18 protein-coding genes are annotated in these 18,547 nt (G+C 32.2%); 12 read left to right on the top strand and 6 right to left on the bottom strand.

Annotated features, from left to right (window positions below; all coding sequences use genetic code 11):
• Positions 1–96 precede the first annotated feature (96 nt).
• A complete protein-coding gene (locus N534_RS0104750; protein ID WP_197017696.1) occupies positions 97–732 on the top strand; it encodes a YceI family protein in 636 nt (211 codons plus the stop codon).
• Between the two features lie 138 nt (positions 733–870).
• On the opposite strand, the gene N534_RS15420 is transcribed toward N534_RS0104750, so the two are convergent.
• Together N534_RS15420 and N534_RS0104740 are read right to left on the bottom strand one after the other, a co-directional pair.
• Positions 871–1,104: a hypothetical protein gene (locus N534_RS15420; protein WP_197017695.1), complete on the bottom strand. Its 234-nt coding sequence runs from the start codon at positions 1,102–1,104 to the stop codon at positions 871–873.
• A gap of 195 nt (positions 1,105–1,299) precedes the next feature.
• Positions 1,300–2,211, bottom strand: coding sequence for a glutaminase (locus N534_RS0104740; protein ID WP_028891384.1), 912 nt, complete (start codon positions 2,209–2,211; stop codon positions 1,300–1,302).
• 326 nt (positions 2,212–2,537) lie between these two features.
• Here N534_RS0104740 and N534_RS0104735 point away from each other — a divergent pair, with 326 nt between their 5' ends.
• Entirely contained in the window at positions 2,538–2,924 is a 387-nt protein-coding gene (locus tag N534_RS0104735; protein WP_028891383.1) for a hypothetical protein, read from the top strand.
• Positions 2,925–3,015: 91 nt separating this feature from the next.
• Here the strand turns inward: N534_RS0104735 and pruA are convergent, their stop codons facing one another.
• A complete protein-coding gene (pruA, locus tag N534_RS0104730) occupies positions 3,016–4,641 on the bottom strand; it encodes an L-glutamate gamma-semialdehyde dehydrogenase (RefSeq protein ID WP_028891382.1) in 1,626 nt (541 codons plus the stop codon).
• A 139-nt stretch (positions 4,642–4,780) separates the two neighbouring features.
• Between pruA and N534_RS0104725 the strand changes: the two genes are divergently transcribed.
• The 4 genes from N534_RS0104725 (at position 4,781) to N534_RS0104710 (ending at position 9,425) form a co-directional block, all read left to right on the top strand.
• Positions 4,781–5,497, top strand: coding sequence for an NRDE family protein (locus N534_RS0104725; protein ID WP_028891381.1), 717 nt, complete (start codon positions 4,781–4,783; stop codon positions 5,495–5,497).
• Between the two features lie 35 nt (positions 5,498–5,532).
• Entirely contained in the window at positions 5,533–6,204 is a 672-nt protein-coding gene (locus N534_RS0104720) for a hypothetical protein (protein ID WP_028891380.1), read from the top strand.
• Positions 6,205–6,312: 108 nt separating this feature from the next.
• Complete coding sequence (locus tag N534_RS0104715; RefSeq protein WP_028891379.1) at positions 6,313–8,091, top strand: hypothetical protein; 1,779 nt, start codon at positions 6,313–6,315, stop codon at positions 8,089–8,091.
• Positions 8,092–8,096: 5 nt separating this feature from the next.
• The gene (locus tag N534_RS0104710) at positions 8,097–9,425 is read left to right on the top strand and encodes a hypothetical protein (RefSeq protein ID WP_028891378.1); all 1,329 of its coding nucleotides are present in this window, start codon (positions 8,097–8,099) and stop codon (positions 9,423–9,425) included.
• Positions 9,426–9,428: 3 nt separating this feature from the next.
• On the opposite strand, the gene N534_RS0104705 is transcribed toward N534_RS0104710, so the two are convergent.
• Genes N534_RS0104705 through N534_RS0104695 form a run of 3 tightly spaced genes read right to left on the bottom strand, consistent with a single transcriptional unit; the run spans position 9,429 to position 12,189 of the window.
• Entirely contained in the window at positions 9,429–10,520 is a 1,092-nt protein-coding gene (locus N534_RS0104705) for a DUF3667 domain-containing protein (protein WP_028891377.1), read from the bottom strand.
• Positions 10,520–10,906 carry a Co2+/Mg2+ efflux protein ApaG gene (gene apaG / locus N534_RS0104700; protein ID WP_028891376.1) on the bottom strand — a complete coding sequence of 129 codons (387 nt, stop codon included), beginning with the start codon at positions 10,904–10,906 and terminating at the stop codon, positions 10,520–10,522. The genes N534_RS0104705 and apaG overlap by 1 nt, the downstream gene beginning before the upstream one ends.
• A 50-nt stretch (positions 10,907–10,956) precedes the next feature.
• Entirely contained in the window at positions 10,957–12,189 is a 1,233-nt protein-coding gene (locus tag N534_RS0104695; RefSeq protein WP_028891375.1) for a DUF5103 domain-containing protein, read from the bottom strand.
• A 161-nt stretch (positions 12,190–12,350) separates the two neighbouring features.
• Here N534_RS0104695 and N534_RS0104690 point away from each other — a divergent pair, with 161 nt between their 5' ends.
• The 6 genes from N534_RS0104690 (at position 12,351) to nqrF (ending at position 18,453) form a co-directional block, all read left to right on the top strand.
• Complete coding sequence (locus N534_RS0104690) at positions 12,351–13,703, top strand: Na(+)-translocating NADH-quinone reductase subunit A (protein WP_028891374.1); 1,353 nt, start codon at positions 12,351–12,353, stop codon at positions 13,701–13,703.
• Between the two features lie 3 nt (positions 13,704–13,706).
• Positions 13,707–14,912, top strand: a complete 1,206-nt coding sequence (locus tag N534_RS0104685) for an NADH:ubiquinone reductase (Na(+)-transporting) subunit B (protein WP_028891373.1) — start codon at positions 13,707–13,709, stop codon at positions 14,910–14,912.
• A gap of 2 nt (positions 14,913–14,914) precedes the next feature.
• The gene (locus N534_RS0104680; protein ID WP_028891372.1) at positions 14,915–15,655 is read left to right on the top strand and encodes a Na(+)-translocating NADH-quinone reductase subunit C; all 741 of its coding nucleotides are present in this window, start codon (positions 14,915–14,917) and stop codon (positions 15,653–15,655) included.
• Positions 15,656–15,657: 2 nt separating this feature from the next.
• Positions 15,658–16,302 carry an NADH:ubiquinone reductase (Na(+)-transporting) subunit D gene (locus N534_RS0104675; RefSeq protein WP_028891371.1) on the top strand — a complete coding sequence of 215 codons (645 nt, stop codon included), beginning with the start codon at positions 15,658–15,660 and terminating at the stop codon, positions 16,300–16,302.
• 85 nt (positions 16,303–16,387) lie between these two features.
• Positions 16,388–17,137, top strand: a complete 750-nt coding sequence (gene nqrE, locus N534_RS0104670; protein ID WP_028891370.1) for an NADH:ubiquinone reductase (Na(+)-transporting) subunit E — start codon at positions 16,388–16,390, stop codon at positions 17,135–17,137.
• Entirely contained in the window at positions 17,137–18,453 is a 1,317-nt protein-coding gene (nqrF, locus tag N534_RS0104665; protein ID WP_081728284.1) for an NADH:ubiquinone reductase (Na(+)-transporting) subunit F, read from the top strand. The genes nqrE and nqrF overlap by 1 nt, the downstream gene beginning before the upstream one ends.
• Positions 18,454–18,547: the final 94 nt, after the last annotated feature.

Here is an 18,547-nt window from a genome sequence, read left to right as displayed (position 1 = left end):
CACTGGTTAAAGCTTTTTTACACTTTTTTGACAATTGATTTACACTTTTAACGGAAGGTTGCGATAGTTTTGATGAAAACTTTAAAAACGAATAGTATGAAAACCATTAAAAATAGAATTTTGTTAGTTGGCGCATTGTTAGTTATAGTACTTGTAAGCGGGTTTGCTAAAAGTACTTCAACAGTTACACCAAAAGAAATAAAAGAGGTAACCGAAGTTGTAAAAAACAAGACAATTAATATGTTTGTAACACATGGTCATTGTAGCACACCGTTTGGTGGTATTGTAAACGATTTAAAAGTGGATATTCCTGTACGAATGGATGCTGGAAATCCGTTGGAAAACATGCGTATTTCGTTTGAGGTTGACCCAAACTCATTTAGAGTATGTAGAGGTGATGAAGCTGATTTAACTGCAAGAATTAAAACCAAAGGAGTGTTTATTAATGATCAAAACGACAACATAACGTTTAGAACTACGAATGTTTTTGTGATGGGGGTAGATTGGTATCAAATTAACGGAATGATGTCTATTAAAGGAGTTGAAAAGGAAGTGAAGTTTTTTGCCACAGGAATTAGAGATTCATACAAAAGCATGTCTAGCGAACTGGTATTGCAAGGTCAGGTAAACTTATTAGACTGGGGTATTGATTATGATAAATTAGTAAATGGGCAATCATCAAACGTTCCAACAAAATGGTTGTATTTGAATATGAAAATTGAGTTGAGTTAATTGAATATAAAAAGCCCCAAATAAGTATCTAGATACTTATTTGGGGCTTTTTATTAAAATAATGATTTTGTATGTTTTTAGGGTTAAGGCAGACTTTAGTAATTCCAAGCTGATTAAGGTATACAGTGTTATAAAATGTTATTTTAATTCAAATTTTTCTTCAATCCGATTATGGAAAAATATCAGAGGTGCTGCAAACAGATGTAATATCATCAAAATCCAATTTCCAAGCCCAGGGGTATGAGAAAAATATATCATTCCTATGATTATTTGGTATGAAGCTATAAATAGTAATCCTAATTTTTCTTCCCCTCTAAATAAAAAACTAAAAAATAACCCGATGTAAATAAAATCTTTGAATTCATATTTCATTACGAAGATCTCATTGTTATAACCTACATAAAAGACTAAATACAGTTCAATAACAATTAACATTGTAATTGTAATAATTAGAAATATGTTTTTTTTCATTATTGCTTTCAATGTTATGTAACTTTTAGGAATATAAACCTGTTGATTTATATTCAATGGTAGCTAAGTTAGGTTAAATGGTGTAAATAATCAAACCTAAAAAATAGACTGTTCAGAGAGTGTGGTAAACTCTTCTAAAAAGCGCATTCCTCTATAGGAATTTCCTTTTTTGTTCAATTTAGGGCTCCATACAGCAATGGCATACTGGTTAGGGTGTATGGCAATAATACCTCCACCAACTCCACTTTTTCCCGCTAATCCAACTTTAAAAGCAAACTCACCAGATTCGTCATAAAACCCACAGGTTTGCATTAGTGCATTAATTCTTTTCGATTGACTTTTGGTCAATATTTGTTCTCCTTGTCGTGTTTGTCCGTTATTGGCTAAGAAGAAAAATAATTCAGAAAGTTGTTCGCACGTCAGTTCCAATGAACATAAATCGAAATAGAAATCGAGCACCACTTCAGGATCATTGTATATATTTCCGTAGGACTTGATAAAATTGCATAAGGCAACATTTCGATATCCTACCGATTTTTCAGAAGCTGCAATTTTTGCTGAGTAGTCAATGTTTTTATTTTTGGAAAGACTTTTAATGAAATTCAATAAATCTTCCTTCGGGTTTACCAAACTGCTAATTAAAATATCGGCAATAACAATAGCACCTGCGTTGATAAACGGATTTCTAGGAATACCATTATCCGTTTCCAGTTGTATCAATGAATTAAAACTATTTCCAGATGGCTCAACACCTAATCTGTCCCAAATAGATTCACCAAGATGCTTATACGCCAAACAAAGTGATAATACTTTAGCAATACTTTGAATAGAAAATTTTTCTTGAAAGTTTCCTAATCCAAAATTAGTATTAGTAACTGTTGAAATATGTACGCCAAATTTATCAGCATCAATGGTAGCCAATTCAGGAATATAGGTAGCTAACTCCCCAACATTTTCAATAGGAGCTATTTTTTGATATACAGTTTCAAGTATTTCTTTGTAGTTCATTGTTTTTAAACACTAAATATGTGTTAAACGAAATTAGTTGAATTCTATTTGAAAACAAAAAGGAAAGTAACTACTTCATTTATACTGTTTTAAAATGTATTCATGATTGATTATCAGTGTTTTATGGTGTTTTTTGTATGTCGAGTTTATTTATTTTTGAACTTAGCATTGTCGAAATGAAGTGCTATTAAAGCAAGAAATCTATGTATAGTGATTATAGAGGTATAAAATGAAAAAGGTTTGGTAGTACTATGAATTTTAAAAGGTGGAATCCGAAAAACCTATTATAAATAGAGTAGGAAATTAACTAACCAAATTTTTATATTATGTCAAGTATAGCATTAGAAGCTCTAGGAGCAGAGGTAGGTAAATTCCTTAGTCATGCCAATGATGAGGTATGGCTTCAAAACGGAGTGCAAGGAAAAGGAGAAGTTTTTGAACTTAAAAAATTAAAAGATAATCGTGTAGCCTTAGCATGTAAAGGAGCTGAAAAAGGAAAGTATCTTAGTCATGCTTTTGGTAAATTATGGTTGCAAGATGGTGTGCAAGGAGAAGGAGAAGAATGGATAATGAAAGATCATGGAAAAGGAAATGTATCTTTTGATTGTTTAGGAGCAGAGACTGGAAAAACACTTAGTCATGCTTTTGATAAAATGTGGCTACAAGATGGCTATCAAGGAGAAGGTGAATTGTGGGCTAAAAAACACGAATAAAAACTTTTCTTCTTGAAGGAAAATAAAAAAGCAACCTCATTTGAGGTTGCTTTTAATATATAGTAAGACTCCTTGTTAGGAAGTTCTTTTCTTATCCTAAGAAAGGGTAACGGTAATCTACAGGAGAAACAAATGTTTCTTTGATTAAACGAGGAGATACCCAACGTAATAAGTTTTGAGCAGATCCTGCTTTATCATTTGTTCCAGAAGCTCTAGCTCCACCAAATGGTTGTTGTCCTACTACAGCACCTGTTGGTTTGTCGTTAATATAGAAGTTACCAGCACAGTTTTCTAATGCTTTTGTAGCTTCTGCAATAGCATAACGATCTGTAGAGAATACAGCACCAGTTAAAGCGTATTCAGAAGTTCCATCAACTAATTGTAATGTTTCAGCCCAATCAGCATCTTCATACACATATACAGTTACTACAGGTCCGAATAATTCAGTTTCCATAGTAGTATATTTAGGGTTGGTAGTTAAGATAACAGTTGGCTCAATAAAGTATCCTTTCGATTTATCATAGTTACCACCAGCAAAAATCTCTGCATCAGCATCAGCTTTAGCTTGATCAATATATCTAGCTAATTTATCAAAAGATCCTTCGTGAATTACAGCTGTGATAAAGTTGCTCATATCTTCTGGAGAACCCATTTTAAAAGAAGCGATATCTTCTTTTACATAGTTTAACGTTTCTTCAGCTAATGATTTTGGTAAGTATACTCTTGAAGCTGCAGAACATTTTTGTCCTTGGAATTCGAAAGCTCCACGAGAAATACCAGTAGCTACTTGTTTAGCGTTTGCTGATGGGTGAGCAACGATAAAATCTTTACCTCCTGTTTCACCAACAATTTTTGGATATGTTTTATAGATGTGGATGTTTTCCCCAATTTTCTTCCAAATATCTTGGAATACGTTTGTAGAACCTGTAAAGTGGATTCCAGCAAAATCAGGAGAAGCTAATACAACTTCAGTAATATCAGCAGGATTTCCTAAAACTAAATTAATAACACCATCAGGTAAACCAGCTTCTTTAAAGATTTGCATAATTACGTTAGCAGAAAAAACTTGGCTACTAGAAGGCTTCCAAACTACAACATTCCCCATCATTGCTGCAGATGCAGGTAAATTTCCAGCAATAGCAGTAAAGTTAAACGGAGTTACAGCGTACACAAATCCTTCTAATGGTCTGTATTCAACGCGGTTCCAAATTCCGTCGTCAGAATTAGGTTGCTCACTGTAAATATCAGTCATATACTCTACGTTAAAACGTAAGAAGTCGATTAACTCACAAGCTGAGTCAATTTCTGCTTGATGAACTGTTTTAGACTGAGCAATCATCGTTGCAGCGTTAATTTTTGCGCGGTAAGGACCAGCGATTAATTCTGCAGCACGTAAAAAGATAGCAGCTCTTTGCTCCCAAGGCATTTGTGCCCATTCTTTACGAGCTTCTAAGGCAACAGCAATTGCTTTTTCAGCGTGCGATTTGTCTCCAACATGAAATTGTCCTACTACGTGTTGGTGATCGTGAGGAGGAGTCATGTTTTCAGTCTTTCCTGTTCTAACTTCTTCACTACCGATATACATTGGTACATCCATAGATCCGTTAAAATATTCTTTGTATTGTTTAGAAACTGCTTCGCGCTCTGGAGATCCAGGAGCGTATCCTTTTACAGTTTCATTAATGGCAGTCGGTACGTGAAAAAATCCTTTTCCCATTTTGTATGTTGTTTGTTGAATTAAATTTCTTTCTTTGTTATTGAAAAGTCTATAAAAACTTTCTTAAATGACAAAGTTAAGGTTATTTTGGGAATATACAGGTGGACAAAAGGCTTGAATTTAATAAAAGGAAAACAGCATGTGTACGGTAACTTATTTACCTTTAAGGGATAATAATTTTATTTTAACTTCAAACAGAGATGAAGATCCGAAGCGTAAAACAATTGCGCCAAAAACCTATTGCGAAGAAGGAGTGAAGTTAACCTATCCGAAAGATGAATTAGCAGGAGGAACATGGATTGGTTTAAGCGAAAAGCATAGATTGATATGTTTGTTGAATGGAGGTTTTACCAAACATCAAAGAGCTGAATCGTACAGAATGAGTAGGGGAGTTATTGTAAAGCAGTTGTTAAAGGTTGATAATCCTGTTGAAATAATTAATGATTTTAATTTTGAAGGAATAGAACCGTTTACGATCGTACTGGTAGATTGGGCTACTGAATTAACAACATACGAACTGGTTTGGGATGGAGTTGAAAAGCATTTTCAAAAACTAGGCAATGAACCAAAAATATGGTCATCTTCTACCTTATATGGTGAAGAAATGAAACAGTTAAGAAGAGAATGGTTTTCAGAATGGTTAAATACTACTCAAGAGATTAATCAGTTAAATATTGTTGATTTTCATCAAGATGAAACTAGAGGAACTCCAGAAATTTCATTAAAAATGAAGCGTAGTTATGTTGAAACGGTAAGTATTACTTCTGTTGTAAAAAATGACAATGAACTTAGGATGACTTACTACGATTTACACTCAAATATTAACACAATACAAGAAGAAATCATTCGTTCGTAATTAAACCTATTTGGTATCTTTGCCAAAAATTTAATATGAACAAAAGATTAATATTGCTATTCTCTCTTATTTCTACTTTTTTGTTTACAAGCTGCTTTGAGTTTGTAGAGGAAGTTAGTTTTAATAAAGATGGTTCGGGTAGTGCTGTGTTAACAATCAATTTAAGTAAAAGCAAAACAAAATTAGCCTCAATAATGTTGCTTGATAGTATTAATGGTTACAAAGTGCCATCTAAAACTACTATAAGGAACAAAGTAAACGAAATAGTTTATAAAATTAAGCAAACTAAAGGGGTTCATAATGTAAAAAACACCTTAGATTTTAACGAGTTTATTGTAACGGTTTCGTGTGATTTTGATAATGTTGAAGCTTTAAATGAGGTAATTTCTAACTTCAGTTCAAAAAAACATATAGAAGTGATTAAAAAGAATAAGCATTTTACATATAATAAAGAAAACAAAACATTTACACGTAGCCATCATTTCGATTTAGGAAAAGAGTTTCAAAAAACAAAAAATCAAGATCGAAAAGTGTTTGAAACAGCTACTTACACAAGTGTTTATAGATTTGAAACACCCATAAAATCAACCGAAAATAACCAAGCAAGAATATCAAAAAGTAAAAAAGCAATTATGCTGCATTTACAAGCTCAAGATATCATATCGAACAAACAATCAATCAAAAATAAAATTCAATTAGAAAATTAAAATTAGGGTGAAACCAACATGATTAAAAGAATCTTTTAAATAAGAAATATAAAGATTACTTTAATCATTAAAGGTTACATGTGATTTTAAAAAAGTAAAAACAAACAGATGAAAAAAATTATTGCTACACTACTGCTTTTAAACACATTTACAGTTATACAAGCTCAAAAATTAGAAACTAAAATACCTGAGAATGTTGATGTGCTAATCTCTGCAAATGCAGAAAACTTATTTAAGTTAATAAATGTATCAGATATTGATGAAAATGCTATTGGAAAAGAAATTTTAAAAGATTTAAATAGAGATTATAATATTTCTAAGGTTGAGTCTCAAGCAGTAGTTGTTGATGAGAATGAGGAAAGAAACAAAGAAAATCAAGTAATAAAACATAAAGTTTCTTCTGTTGCTAATGCAGGCGTAAATGTTAAAGCAAATGCATATTATTTTTTAACAAAGACTGATAGTGTTTCGTATCATAACTTTTATGTTGAGTTAAAGGATAGAAAAACATTTGAGTCATTGTTGTATGAAAGAGAAAAAAAGAAACTTAAAACAGAAGGAAACTATAGTTATATAGCAGGGCGTTCTTCTTTTAAAATTTGGAATGATCATGCATTATTACTTGTAAACGGAAGTATGTCTAAATCATTTTTCTCTGATAATAAAGAGCGTTTAGAGAAGTTAAAAGAAGAAGGAGAATACAATTATAACTTCAAGAGAAGATTAGCTAGAGAATGGTCAAAAGAACATGGGCTGAATATTTTTGATAAAAACTATTCTAGATCTATTGCATCAAATAGTAAATTTCAAAAAAGCAAAAAGAAGAATTCATCAGCAACATTATGGGTACGTAATTATGGTGAGTTAATGACTGATATTTTTAAGTCTTTCGGAAGCAGCTTTTATCCTTTGTATGCTGAAGGAGATCGTAATGTTTATGGTGTAGAAGAGGTAACTGCTAACTTATTTTTTGAAAAGGAAGATGCAAGAGTTTTGTTAGATATGGCGGTTAGTTCGGATATGAAAAAATCTTTTAAAAAGATTTATAATAAGAGAATGGATCGTAATTTAGTTAACAGTTTTGATCATGATAAAGCTTTAGCTTTTTGGAGTATTTCTTTAAATACTGAAGAAACATTAAAGCAATATCCAGAATTGGTAAATAAAATGTACGGAGGTATTTTACCAAAGTTTCAAGAAGAAATTGAAATTGTTGGAGATTTATTTTCTTTAGTAATTGACGAAAAAGCGATAGGGGAATTAATTACAGGTGATGCGTTATTGGTATTGAATGATTTTGCAAAAAAAGAAATCGAGTACACTACCTATGAGTATGATAAAGATTACAAACGCAAAGAGGTAACAAAGACAAAAGAAGATTTTGTACCAGATTTTACCTTAATGATTGGTTCTGAAAAAGAAGATTTATTAAATAAGTTCTACCAGATAGGAGAAAAGCATAAAGCGGTAAAAATTGAAAACGGTGTAGTTGAGTTTGTAACTAAAAAAGCTGACTTACCTTTCGGGTTGTATTCTGTAGTGAAAAACAATGTATTGTATTTAACGACTTCTAAAACAGGAGCTTTAAATATTGCTAATGGTACTACAAATTTCAATACTAAAAAGCACAATAAATTGGTAAGAAACAACTCAACAGTATTGTATGTTGATGTAAACGGAATTTTAAAGAAGGTGCCAAACGAGTGGATGAGTAAGTCAGAAAAAGAAGCGTTGCATTTTTCTACTGATAATATGAGTGATGCTGTATTTAGAGTATCTAGAATGAAAGGAAATACGATTTCATCTGAGTTAAAGCTTTCTACTCAGGGTACAGAAGAAAACACTTTAAAATTATTATTAAAATTTATCAACTCGGTAGCTAAATAAACTGAATGATAAAAAAAATAGCATATACCTTTATAATAGTATGCTGTATTATAGTTACGGTTGGGTTTTTTAGATATAATCCAACCGTAATTTATGCAGAAAAGGTTCCTGTTTCTGCTGAAACGGTTATACATATCAACCTTCGAGAAATAGAATACAACATACTTGCTAGTTTTTTAAAACACCCATTTTCTCAGCTAGACTTTAAAAAACAATCTGCAGCAAAAAAAGAGGAACAACGTTCTTTACTAGATGAAATTGAAATTCCTAGTAGTGTCTTTCTGTATACAAATCAACAAGAGTTTAAAGGGTTTTTAATTAGTAGTAAAATTTCAGTTAAAAATAACTTTGCTGAGGTTTTAAAAGAAAAAGGATTTAAAGAAGAAAAGAGCGATGGAGTTATCATTTACGATAAACAACAAATTACCTGTGTAGTTAGTAATAAAGAAGCTCAGGTAATATATAAGGTTAATAAAAATGATAAAGTTCCCCATGAATTGATAGAAGCCCTTAATAAAAGGGATTACTTTTCAGAAGATGCTGAAATTTTCATCAATAGTAAAAAGCATAAAAGCCCGATAACTTTTACTACAACTAAAGGAGATTTTTTTAAGGTTTTAGTTGATAAAGGTCAGTTAAATATTGATGGGCAATTAAATGAAACTAACGATATTTTCTTGCCTTTTAAAACAGGTTTTGATACTAATGGTATTGCTATTATTTCAGGGAAATTAAATACTAAAAAACTAACAAAGATCTTACCTGAAAACGCTTCAGAGAAGTTTAGAAAGCTTACCACATTATCGTTAGATTCCATTGCTACTAAATGGAATGGAGCGATGGATTTTCAACTTTCTTCTTTTGTTGAAAAATCTGATACTATCGTAACTTATGAGTACGATGATGATTTTAATAAAGTAGTCAAAAAAGAAATCCAAAATAACATAACTCCTAATATAATTTTTAACCTAGAAGGAGGGGACTTGTGTGAATATTTGCATAAAAAAGAGGTAATAAAACAAGTGGGTGGTAATGAAGTGTTGACCCTAATGCCTCTATTTACTACCTATAGTTTTTGTGATAAGGATAAGTTACAAATTACTTCACAAAAACAGCCAGTTTTAAATGAAATGAAAAAACTAGAGGATAAGTTTTATTTTTCATTCAATGTAGCTCAATATCAAGCAAAAGACAGAGGGGTATATTCTTTCAAAAACAAATATTTAGATAGAGTTCAGGTATTACAATTGTCAGTAGCTAATAACAATCAGTTAAAAGGAACTATAAAACTAAATAACACTTCAAAAAATTTCTTTTTACAAGTATTAAATTAAAAATTAATACAGGGCGAAGGTTATAGCCCAAACAACTACAATACCTATAAACATTAAGCTTATAAAAACGGTGTTTACAATAAAGTATTTTATTAGGGTTTTAAAGAATGACTGACCGTAAAATTTTTTCATCGCTATAAATAAATACAGTAAAAATAGTGTTGAAAAAATTGGAGGTAAATTATTACTACTTTTATTAATAAAACCTATGATATAAAAAATACTAGCGAGTAGAAAAAATACGGTTTGTACATGAAAAACAAATACTAGATGTTCAACATAAGTGTACTTTCTTCGAATGTATATAAATGCCAAGAAAAGAGTAAATAAAGGAAGTAATACAAACAAAGAAATAGAGATATAAGAAAAAAGTTGCTTATTAAACTTATTGCGTTCATCGTCATTCCTTACGTATGAGTTAACGAGTTTAACTTTAGAGTATAAAAATCGATTACTAAAGTTTTTTTCAATTTTTAAGCTATCTAGAGCGCTTTCGGTGGAAAGTGTTGGGTTTTCTTCTTCAAACTTTAAAAAATTATAAAAAACAGAATTGTTGATATGATTTTCAACTGAACCTAATTCGGTTATTGAGTCTTTTTTATTAGGATTTAAAGAGTCTAACTTTTTTTGATTAAGTTTTATTTCGCCAAATATAAGGTCGTGTAGCTGACTAATATTAAGTTGTGTTTCTTTTTTGTTTTCAACGTTAATATTCAAAAATGAGCTATTAGGATTTCCATTTCTAAGTTTTTCAAAATGGTCATAACTATTAATTGCACCCAGAATTAAAAAGAAAATAATTGTTGTAGCTAAATAAAATCGAAAAGGATTTGTGTATCGAATTCTTCTTCCTTCAATATAATCTTTCGAAACTTTCCCAGGGTTAATTAACAAAGGAATTAATGTTCTCCAAAACTTTGTGTCTAAAGAAAAGAAACCAGCAAAAAGTTCACGAAGAAAAACACTTAAGGTGATTTTTTTTCCTCGATTATGTTGTCCGCATTCAGGACAAAATTTTTCACCACGAGTAAAAGGATATCCGCAATTTAAACAGTTAGGGTCTTTTATAACTGTAACTTTATTTTTTTTGCTCATTAGTTTAAAATAGACGTAGTAGTTAGTTGAAAAGTTGGTATGATAACTAGGAACTCTTCTAAAGTCTTTGTGTTAATCATTTTGTAGTTACCACCCATTGCTCCAGTTGTTGAAAGTAAGAAGCAATTAGATTTATAGTTGTAAATGTCGTTTGGTTTTAAGGTAGGGGTTTCTCCAACAACGCCTTCACCTTCTACATATTCAGTGTTGTTAAGAGCATCGAAAATGACCCAAAAACGTTCAAGTAGTTTTACGGTTTCCTTAGATCTGTTTTCAATAGTGATATAATAGCTAAAGGCATAGTACTGCTGATAGCCCCTATAAACGGTACCCTTAAAAGAAGTTTTTACCGAAATTTTTATCCCCTTAGTTACTTGCTGAAACATAGGATAAAGATAGTTCTTTTTCATTTTTCAGTCAATGTTTATTGTAATACTTACCTGTTTTGATTAAAATAACCATTACCTACTCCAATGACTCTATCGTAAATTTCGCCAAAAGGTTTGTAGTAAACAATAACAGTATATTCATTTTCAGTTTGGGAAAATGACCCATCGATTTCATGTAAGTTAATAACGTCGCTTGAATTTAAGGTTGCGTAGCTATAGTTATAAAAGCCTTGTTTGAAAGGTAAGATAGCTTTGTATATTCCTTGACTAGAATCGTACGTCATTTTGTTATCTTCTGATAATTCATAATTGTTGAAAGCACCATACACATATACATCTTTGTTTTCATAAGGTTCAAAAGCGTCTAACGAAAAATGAACTAAAGAGTAATCAGCTTCAGTATCGTCTTGTTCATTGTTTACGTCTCGTTCGGTGGTTCTTATCACGAATTGCCCGTTTATATCAGGGTTATATGTGTAGGTTTTATCAGCTCGAGGTTCATCGGTGTATAAATAACTATGATATAAATTGTCGCGTGTAATTCTAGCTACATTTAAACTACTACTTCTAATATATTTGGTGTCAAAATTTAAAAACTCGTTACCTGCCCAAAAATTAGTTTCAACAGTATGATTGTATAGTAATTGTTGAGGTTTAATAAAAATAGGCTGTAAGTTATTAATGGCTGTATTCCAATTGTGATTTTGAAACAATGTTACATTAATTTCTTGAGAAGGATTGTTAATTTGTAAACCAGGGTGGTTTATTGAAAATTGAACAGTTTGTTGTTGATTAGCTGTTGAGGTATTTCTACTTCTGAATACTGCTACACCTACAGTAGTTATATCTTCGTAAAATACACATTTTCTAGTAAAGACGACATCATAATTTTCATCAATAACAGAAATTAAATAATTACCGCTTTTGGTAATAATAGTATTCTGATTTGGAATTTCAACCCAATAATGAGTGTAAGGTTGAAGTGTATTGAAAGAATTTGCAAAATTGATAATTTCGTTTTGTTCAAAACCTTGAATGTATTGGTTGCTAGACAGTGAACTAGGTTTCCAGTCATGTGTCATGTGTTCAATTTTGTACTGATATTGTTTGCTGTCAGCGTTTAAATCATCAAAAGAAAGTTTTAAAATATCACCTAAGCGAACAATTGGAGTATGCCGTTCAGTATTATTCTTAGGACGTAGCTGAACTGTTTTTATGTTTTGAGCATAGCTTGAAATAGCACAGAAAAAAACAGCAATAAATAAGTTTCTTGTTTTCATGATGTAACAAAAATATCAAAATATACGCCAAAGACAAGGTTTTTATTTAGAATAAATATAAATAAGAAGATAAAGTAAAGATATGGATTGTTTTGTTCTGTAAAGGGGGGTAAAATTTTTAAATTTGCGTGTTTTTAAGAAAATCAAATTAATCAGTTCCTATGTCAAAAGACATCCGTATTAAGAAAGGCTTGGATATCAAGCTAGTTGGCGAGGCAGAACAGGTAACTACCGAACTTCCATTAGGTGGTGTGTTTGCAGTGAAGCCAGATGATTTTCACGGCGTTATTCCTAAAATTTTAGCAAAAGAAGGTACAGAAGTAAAAGCAGGTGAAGCACTTTTTTATTCAAAAAGTGATGAGCGTATTTTATTCTCTAGCCCTGTTAGTGGTAAAGTTACAGAAATCGTTCGTGGAGCACGAAGAAAAGTTTTAGCAATTAAAATCACTGCTGATGCACAGCAGGAATACAAAGATTTTGGTAAAAAAGATGTAGACGCAATGTCTGGAGAAGAGGTTAAAAACCACTTGTTTGCTTCAGGTTGTTGGCCGTTTGTAAAACAACGTCCGTACGACGTGGTTGCAAACCCTAATCAAGCACCAAAAGCAATTTTTGTATCAGCCTACGCAAGTGCACCTTTAGCAGCCGATTATGATTATGCGTTAAAAGGCAAAGAAGCAGAATTACAAGCAGCTTTAACAGCGTTAACAAAATTAACAGCTGGTAAAGTACATGTTTCTGTAGCTAAAAACTCAACATTATCACCATTTAAAAATGTGAAAGGAGTTGAGTTGCATAAAGTTTCAGGTCCGCATCCAGTAGGAAATGTAAGTACTCAAATAGCACAAATTGATCCTATTAACAAAGGAGAAGTTGTGTGGGTAGTTACACCTCAAGACTTAGTGGTTATTGGTGAGTTATTATTAACAGGTAAGTTTAACATTACCCGTACAATTGCATTAGCAGGATCTAAATTTAACAAACCACAGTATGTAACTGCAAAAGCAGGAGCGCAAATTGCTGATGTTGTTAAAGGAAACTTAGATGCCGATAATGCACGTGTTATTAGTGGAAATGTGTTAAGCGGAGAGCAGGTAGGTCAAGAAGGTTTCTTAGGATACTATGACAATATGATTACTGCAATTCCAGAAGGAGATGATTATGAATTCTTCGGATGGAATAAGCCAATCTTTAACAAGATATCTGCTTCTAGAGCATTGACGTTCTCTTGGTTAAACCCAAAGAAAAAATATGACCTAAATACGAATACTAATGGAGAACACAGAGCATTTGTGGTAACTGGTTCGTATGAAGAGATTTTTCCGTTAGATATCTATCCGATGCAATTATTAAAAGCTTGTATGTATAAAGATCTTGACGAAATGGAAGGATTAGGAGCTTATGAAATTGCACCAGAAGATTTTGCATTAACAGAATTTATTTGTGTATCGAAACAACCTCACCAAAAAATAATTCGTGAAGGATTAGATTTAATGAGAGAAGAATTAGGATAAGATATGGGCTTAAAACAAAATTTACATAATTTAAAAGAGAAATATAAAGGTACTAAGATGGCACCTGCGTTTAACGCAATCCACACCTTTTTATATTTGCCAAATGAGACTACTCATGGAGGAACTCATATCAAGGCAGCCGATGATTTAAAACGTACTATGAATACGGTAATTATGGCATTAGTACCATGTTTACTTTTCGGTATGTTTAATGCAGGGTACCAACATAACGCTGCAATTAATGGCTTTACAGAAGGAATGTCTTTCTTTAGTGGAGACTTTTGGAATATGGACAATTTCTTAGTTGGTTTAACTAAAATTTTACCATTAGTAATTGTATCGTATTTAGTAGGTTTAGTAATCGAATTTATCTTCGCTGTAATTAAAGGACATGAAGTAGAAGAAGGTTACTTAGTAACAGGAATGTTAGTTCCGTTAATTGTACCAGTAGATTTACCATTATGGATGTTAGCCGTAGCTGTAGCTTTCGGTGTTGTAATTGGTAAAGAAGTATTTGGTGGTACAGGAATGAACATCTTAAACCCAGCGTTAACAATTCGTGCATTTTTATTCTTCGCATATCCAACTTGGATGTCGGGAGATAAAGTATGGGTTCACGGAGCAGTAGAAGCTGCAGGAACTGCTGATGCAATTTCAGGTGAAACGGTTTTAGGGAGTTTAGCACAATCACAACCAATTAGTTATTCAGTTTCTGATATGTTCTTCGGATTTATTCCAGGTTCTGTAGGAGAAACGTCAACATTATTAATCTTATTAGGAGCTTTATTCTTAATCTTTACAAAGATTGGAAGCTGGAGAATCATGTTATCTTCAGTAATCGGAGCTTTAGTAATGGGATTCATCTTTAATCAAGTAGTTGATATGGGGTGGGTTGGTGAAACTAGTAAGTTTTACGGATTAATGAGTTTAGATTTCTGGAAGCATTTATTAATTGGAGGATTTGCATTTGGTGCGGTATACATGGCAACTGACCCTGTAACTGCAGCACAAACTAACAAAGGAAAATGGATTTACGGTTTCTTAATCGGGTTTATCTCAATTATGATTCGTGTATTCAACCCAGCATATCCAGAAGGAGTAATGTTAGCAATCTTATTAATGAATGTATTTGCTCCAACTATCGATCACTATGTGGTTCAAGGAAATGTAAAGAGAAGATTAAAACGTTTAAAAGCTAAAACTGCCTAATTATGAGTAAGAAGACAGATAGTAATGTATATACAGTAGTATTCGCAATAGGAATGGTACTAGTAGTAGGTGCGTTGTTAGCTTTTACAGCGTCATCACTTCGCCCAACAATCGATGCTAACAAACGTATCGAAAAGCAACAAAATATTTTGTATGCAATGGGTGTAAACGAAAATGATGAAACAAGTATTGTATTTGTTTCAAAAGATAAAGTAGCAGAAGAGTTTGCTAAATACATCAAAAAGCAATTAGTAATTGAAGGAGAAAATGTTTCTGAAGATGCTAAAGCATATTTAATTGATGTTAAAAAACAACAAACAGCAGCTAAAGAAGGTAAAACAAGAAAATTACCATTATTTGTAGGTGAAAAAGATGGAACTACATTTTACATCGCACCAATTAGAGGTAAAGGTCTTTGGGATGCTATTTGGGGGTATGTTGCAATGGATAAAAACATGGTGGTTCAAGGAGTTTTCTTTGATCATAAAGGAGAAACACCAGGTTTAGGAGCTAACATTAAGCAACGTTACTTTATGGATGATTTTATTGGAGAAGATTTAATGAACAACGGTTCTTTTAAAGGAATTGCAGTTTCTAAATCAAACAATGATCCAAAGAATGAAGATAAAAATGATAACGAGGTAGATGCAATTGCAGGAGCTACTATTACTGGAGACGGTGTGGCTGCAATGATTAAATCTGAATTAGGTTTATACGTACCTTACTTTAAAACATTAAAATAAATATGGGACTTTTATCAAAAAAAGACGCAGCGTTAATTACTGATCCATTAGCAGATAATAACCCAATTACTATTCAAGTATTAGGTATTTGTTCTGCATTAGCAATTACGGCAGAGTTAAAAGCTTCTATTGTAATGTCTTTATCGGTATTATTTGTATTAGGAGTAGGAAACGTGGTAATCTCGTTAATGAGAAATATTATTCCATCAAAAATTAGAATTATTGTACAGTTAATTGTAGTAGCTACTTTAGTAATTATTGTAGACCAAGTGTTAAAAGCATTTGCGTACGATTTAAGTAAAACCCTATCGGTATTTATTGGGTTAATTATTACAAACTGTATTATCATGGGGCGTTTTGAAGCATTTGCTTTAGGAAACGGACCTTGGAGATCTTTCTTAGATGGTATTGGTAATGCTTTAGGATACGCAGTAATCTTAATTATTGTAGGTTTCTTTAGAGAGTTATTAGGTTCTGGTACTTTATTAGGATTTAAAGTATTAGGTGATCCTATTGAGAAAACAGGATTGTATGCTTTAGGATATGAAAACAACGGATTTATGTTATTATCACCAATGGCATTAATCGTTGTAGGTATCATTATTTGGGTACAACGTACAAGAAATAAAGCATTAGTAGAAGATTAAAATAGTAATGAGACGTTAGATATGAGAATTGAGATGCTATCAATAAACTCAATACTAACTACTCAATACTAAATACTATAAAAATATGGAACATATAGAATTATTTTTCAAGTCGATATTTATAGATAACATGGTATTCGCAACCTTCTTAGGAATGTGTTCGTACCTAGCAGTATCTAAAAAAGTATCAACAGCCGTAGGTTTAGGAGCAGCCGTTATTTTTGTATTAGCGGTAACTGTACCAGTAAACTGGTTGTTAGATCAGTATTTATTACAACCAGGAGCTTTAAAGTGGTTAGGAGCTGAGTATGCAGATTATGATTTAAGTTTCTTATCATTTATCATGTTTATTGCAACAATTGCAACCATGGTACAATTGGTAGAAATTATTGTAGAAAAATTTGCGCCAGCATTATATAACTCTTTAGGAATTTTCTTACCGTTAATTGCTGTAAACTGTGCAATTTTAGGAGGATCATTATTCATGCAATCTCGTGAAATCCCAACATTAGGTTTATCATTAACTTATGGAGTAGGATCTGGTATTGGATGGTTCTTAGCAATTTTAGCAATTGCAGCTATTCGTGAAAAAATTAGATATTCATCTGTACCGCCAGCATTAAGAGGATTAGGTATTACATTTATCATTACAGGTTTAATGGCTATCGGATTTATGAGTTTCGGTGGAATGTTAACAGGAGGTGATGATGAAGGTAAAAAAGAAGAAACTACAGCAGTTCAGGTTGAAAAGAAAGAAGTAGAAGAGAAGAAAGTTGAAACAACCGAAGAGAAAGCTGAAGAATTAGCTAATAACACTAAAGAAATTACAGAATAATGGTATTTTTAGAAGTAAGCACAGGAGGAACAGTTGCTATTACAGTATTAGCGTTTTTAGCGGTAATCTTAGTTTTAGTAGCATTATTATTATTTGTAAAACAAAAGTTAGCACCATCTGGACCTGTAAAAATTACAATCAATGGTGAAAAAACAATAGAAGTACCATCAGGAGGAACTTTATTATCTACCTTAGGTAATGAAAAAATCTTCTTACCATCAGCATGTGGTGGAGGTGGTTCTTGTGTACAATGTGAGTGTCACGTAAACTCTGGTGGAGGTGAAGCTTTACCAACAGAAACGCCACACTTTACACGTAAAGAATTACAACATGGTATTCGTTTAGCATGTCAGGTAAAAGTAAAACAAGACATGGACATTTCTATTCCAGAAGAAATTTTCGGAATTAAGAAATGGGAAGCAACTGTTGTAAGAAACTATAACGTAGCAACCTTTATTAAGGAGTTTGTAGTTGAGATTCCAGAAGAAATGGATTATAAAGCAGGTGGGTATATTCAAATTGAAATACCACCATGTGAAGTAAAATATGCTGACATGGATATTTCTGCTCATCCACAAGATCATCCAGGTGAACCTAATAAATTTGAGGCTGATTGGGATAAATTTAACCTAAGGCCATTGGTAATGAAGAATGAAGAAACTGTAGAGAGAGCATACTCTATGGCTTCTTACCCTGCAGAGGGAAGAGAGATCATGTTAAATGTTCGTGTAGCAACACCTCCTTTCGACCGTGCTAAAGGCGGATGGATGGATGTAAATCCAGGGGTGGCATCTTCGTATATTTTTAATCAAAAGCCAGGAGATAAAGTAACAATTTCTGGACCTTATGGTGAATTCTTCATCAATGATTCTGAAGCTGAAATGTTATATGTAGGTGGTGGAGCTGGTATGGCACCAATGCGTTCACATATTTATCATTTATTTAGAACTTTAAAGACTGGTAGAAAGGTAACGTACTGGTACGGAGGTCGTTCTAAAGCAGAATTATTCTACATTCACTACTTTAGAGCATTAGAAAAAGACTTTCCAAACTTTAAATTCTACTTGGCATTATCTGAGCCATTAGAAGAAGATAACTGGAAGGTTAAAAAAGATATTAATGATGAAAGCGGAGATGGTTTTGTTGGGTTTATTCACCAAGTTGTAATAGACCAATATTTATCTAAGCATGAAAGTCCTGAGGATTTAGAATTATATTTCTGTGGACCACCATTAATGAATAAAGCAGTACAAAAAATGGGTGAAGATTTTGGTCTAGATGACGAAAACATTCGCTTTGATGACTTTGGAGGATAATCACTTATTGACTCTACATATAAAACCGATACAATACTGTATCGGTTTTTTTATACAATAAAAACAACCACTTATAATTAATAATCAACCAATT

It is taken from the genome of Tenacibaculum sp. 47A_GOM-205m (genome assembly GCF_000518405.1).
Lineage (GTDB): Bacteria > Bacteroidota > Bacteroidia > Flavobacteriales > Flavobacteriaceae > Polaribacter > Polaribacter lutimaris.
The sequence above is the reverse complement of the archived record's forward strand: the minus strand, read 5'-3'. Positions and strand labels throughout refer to the sequence as shown.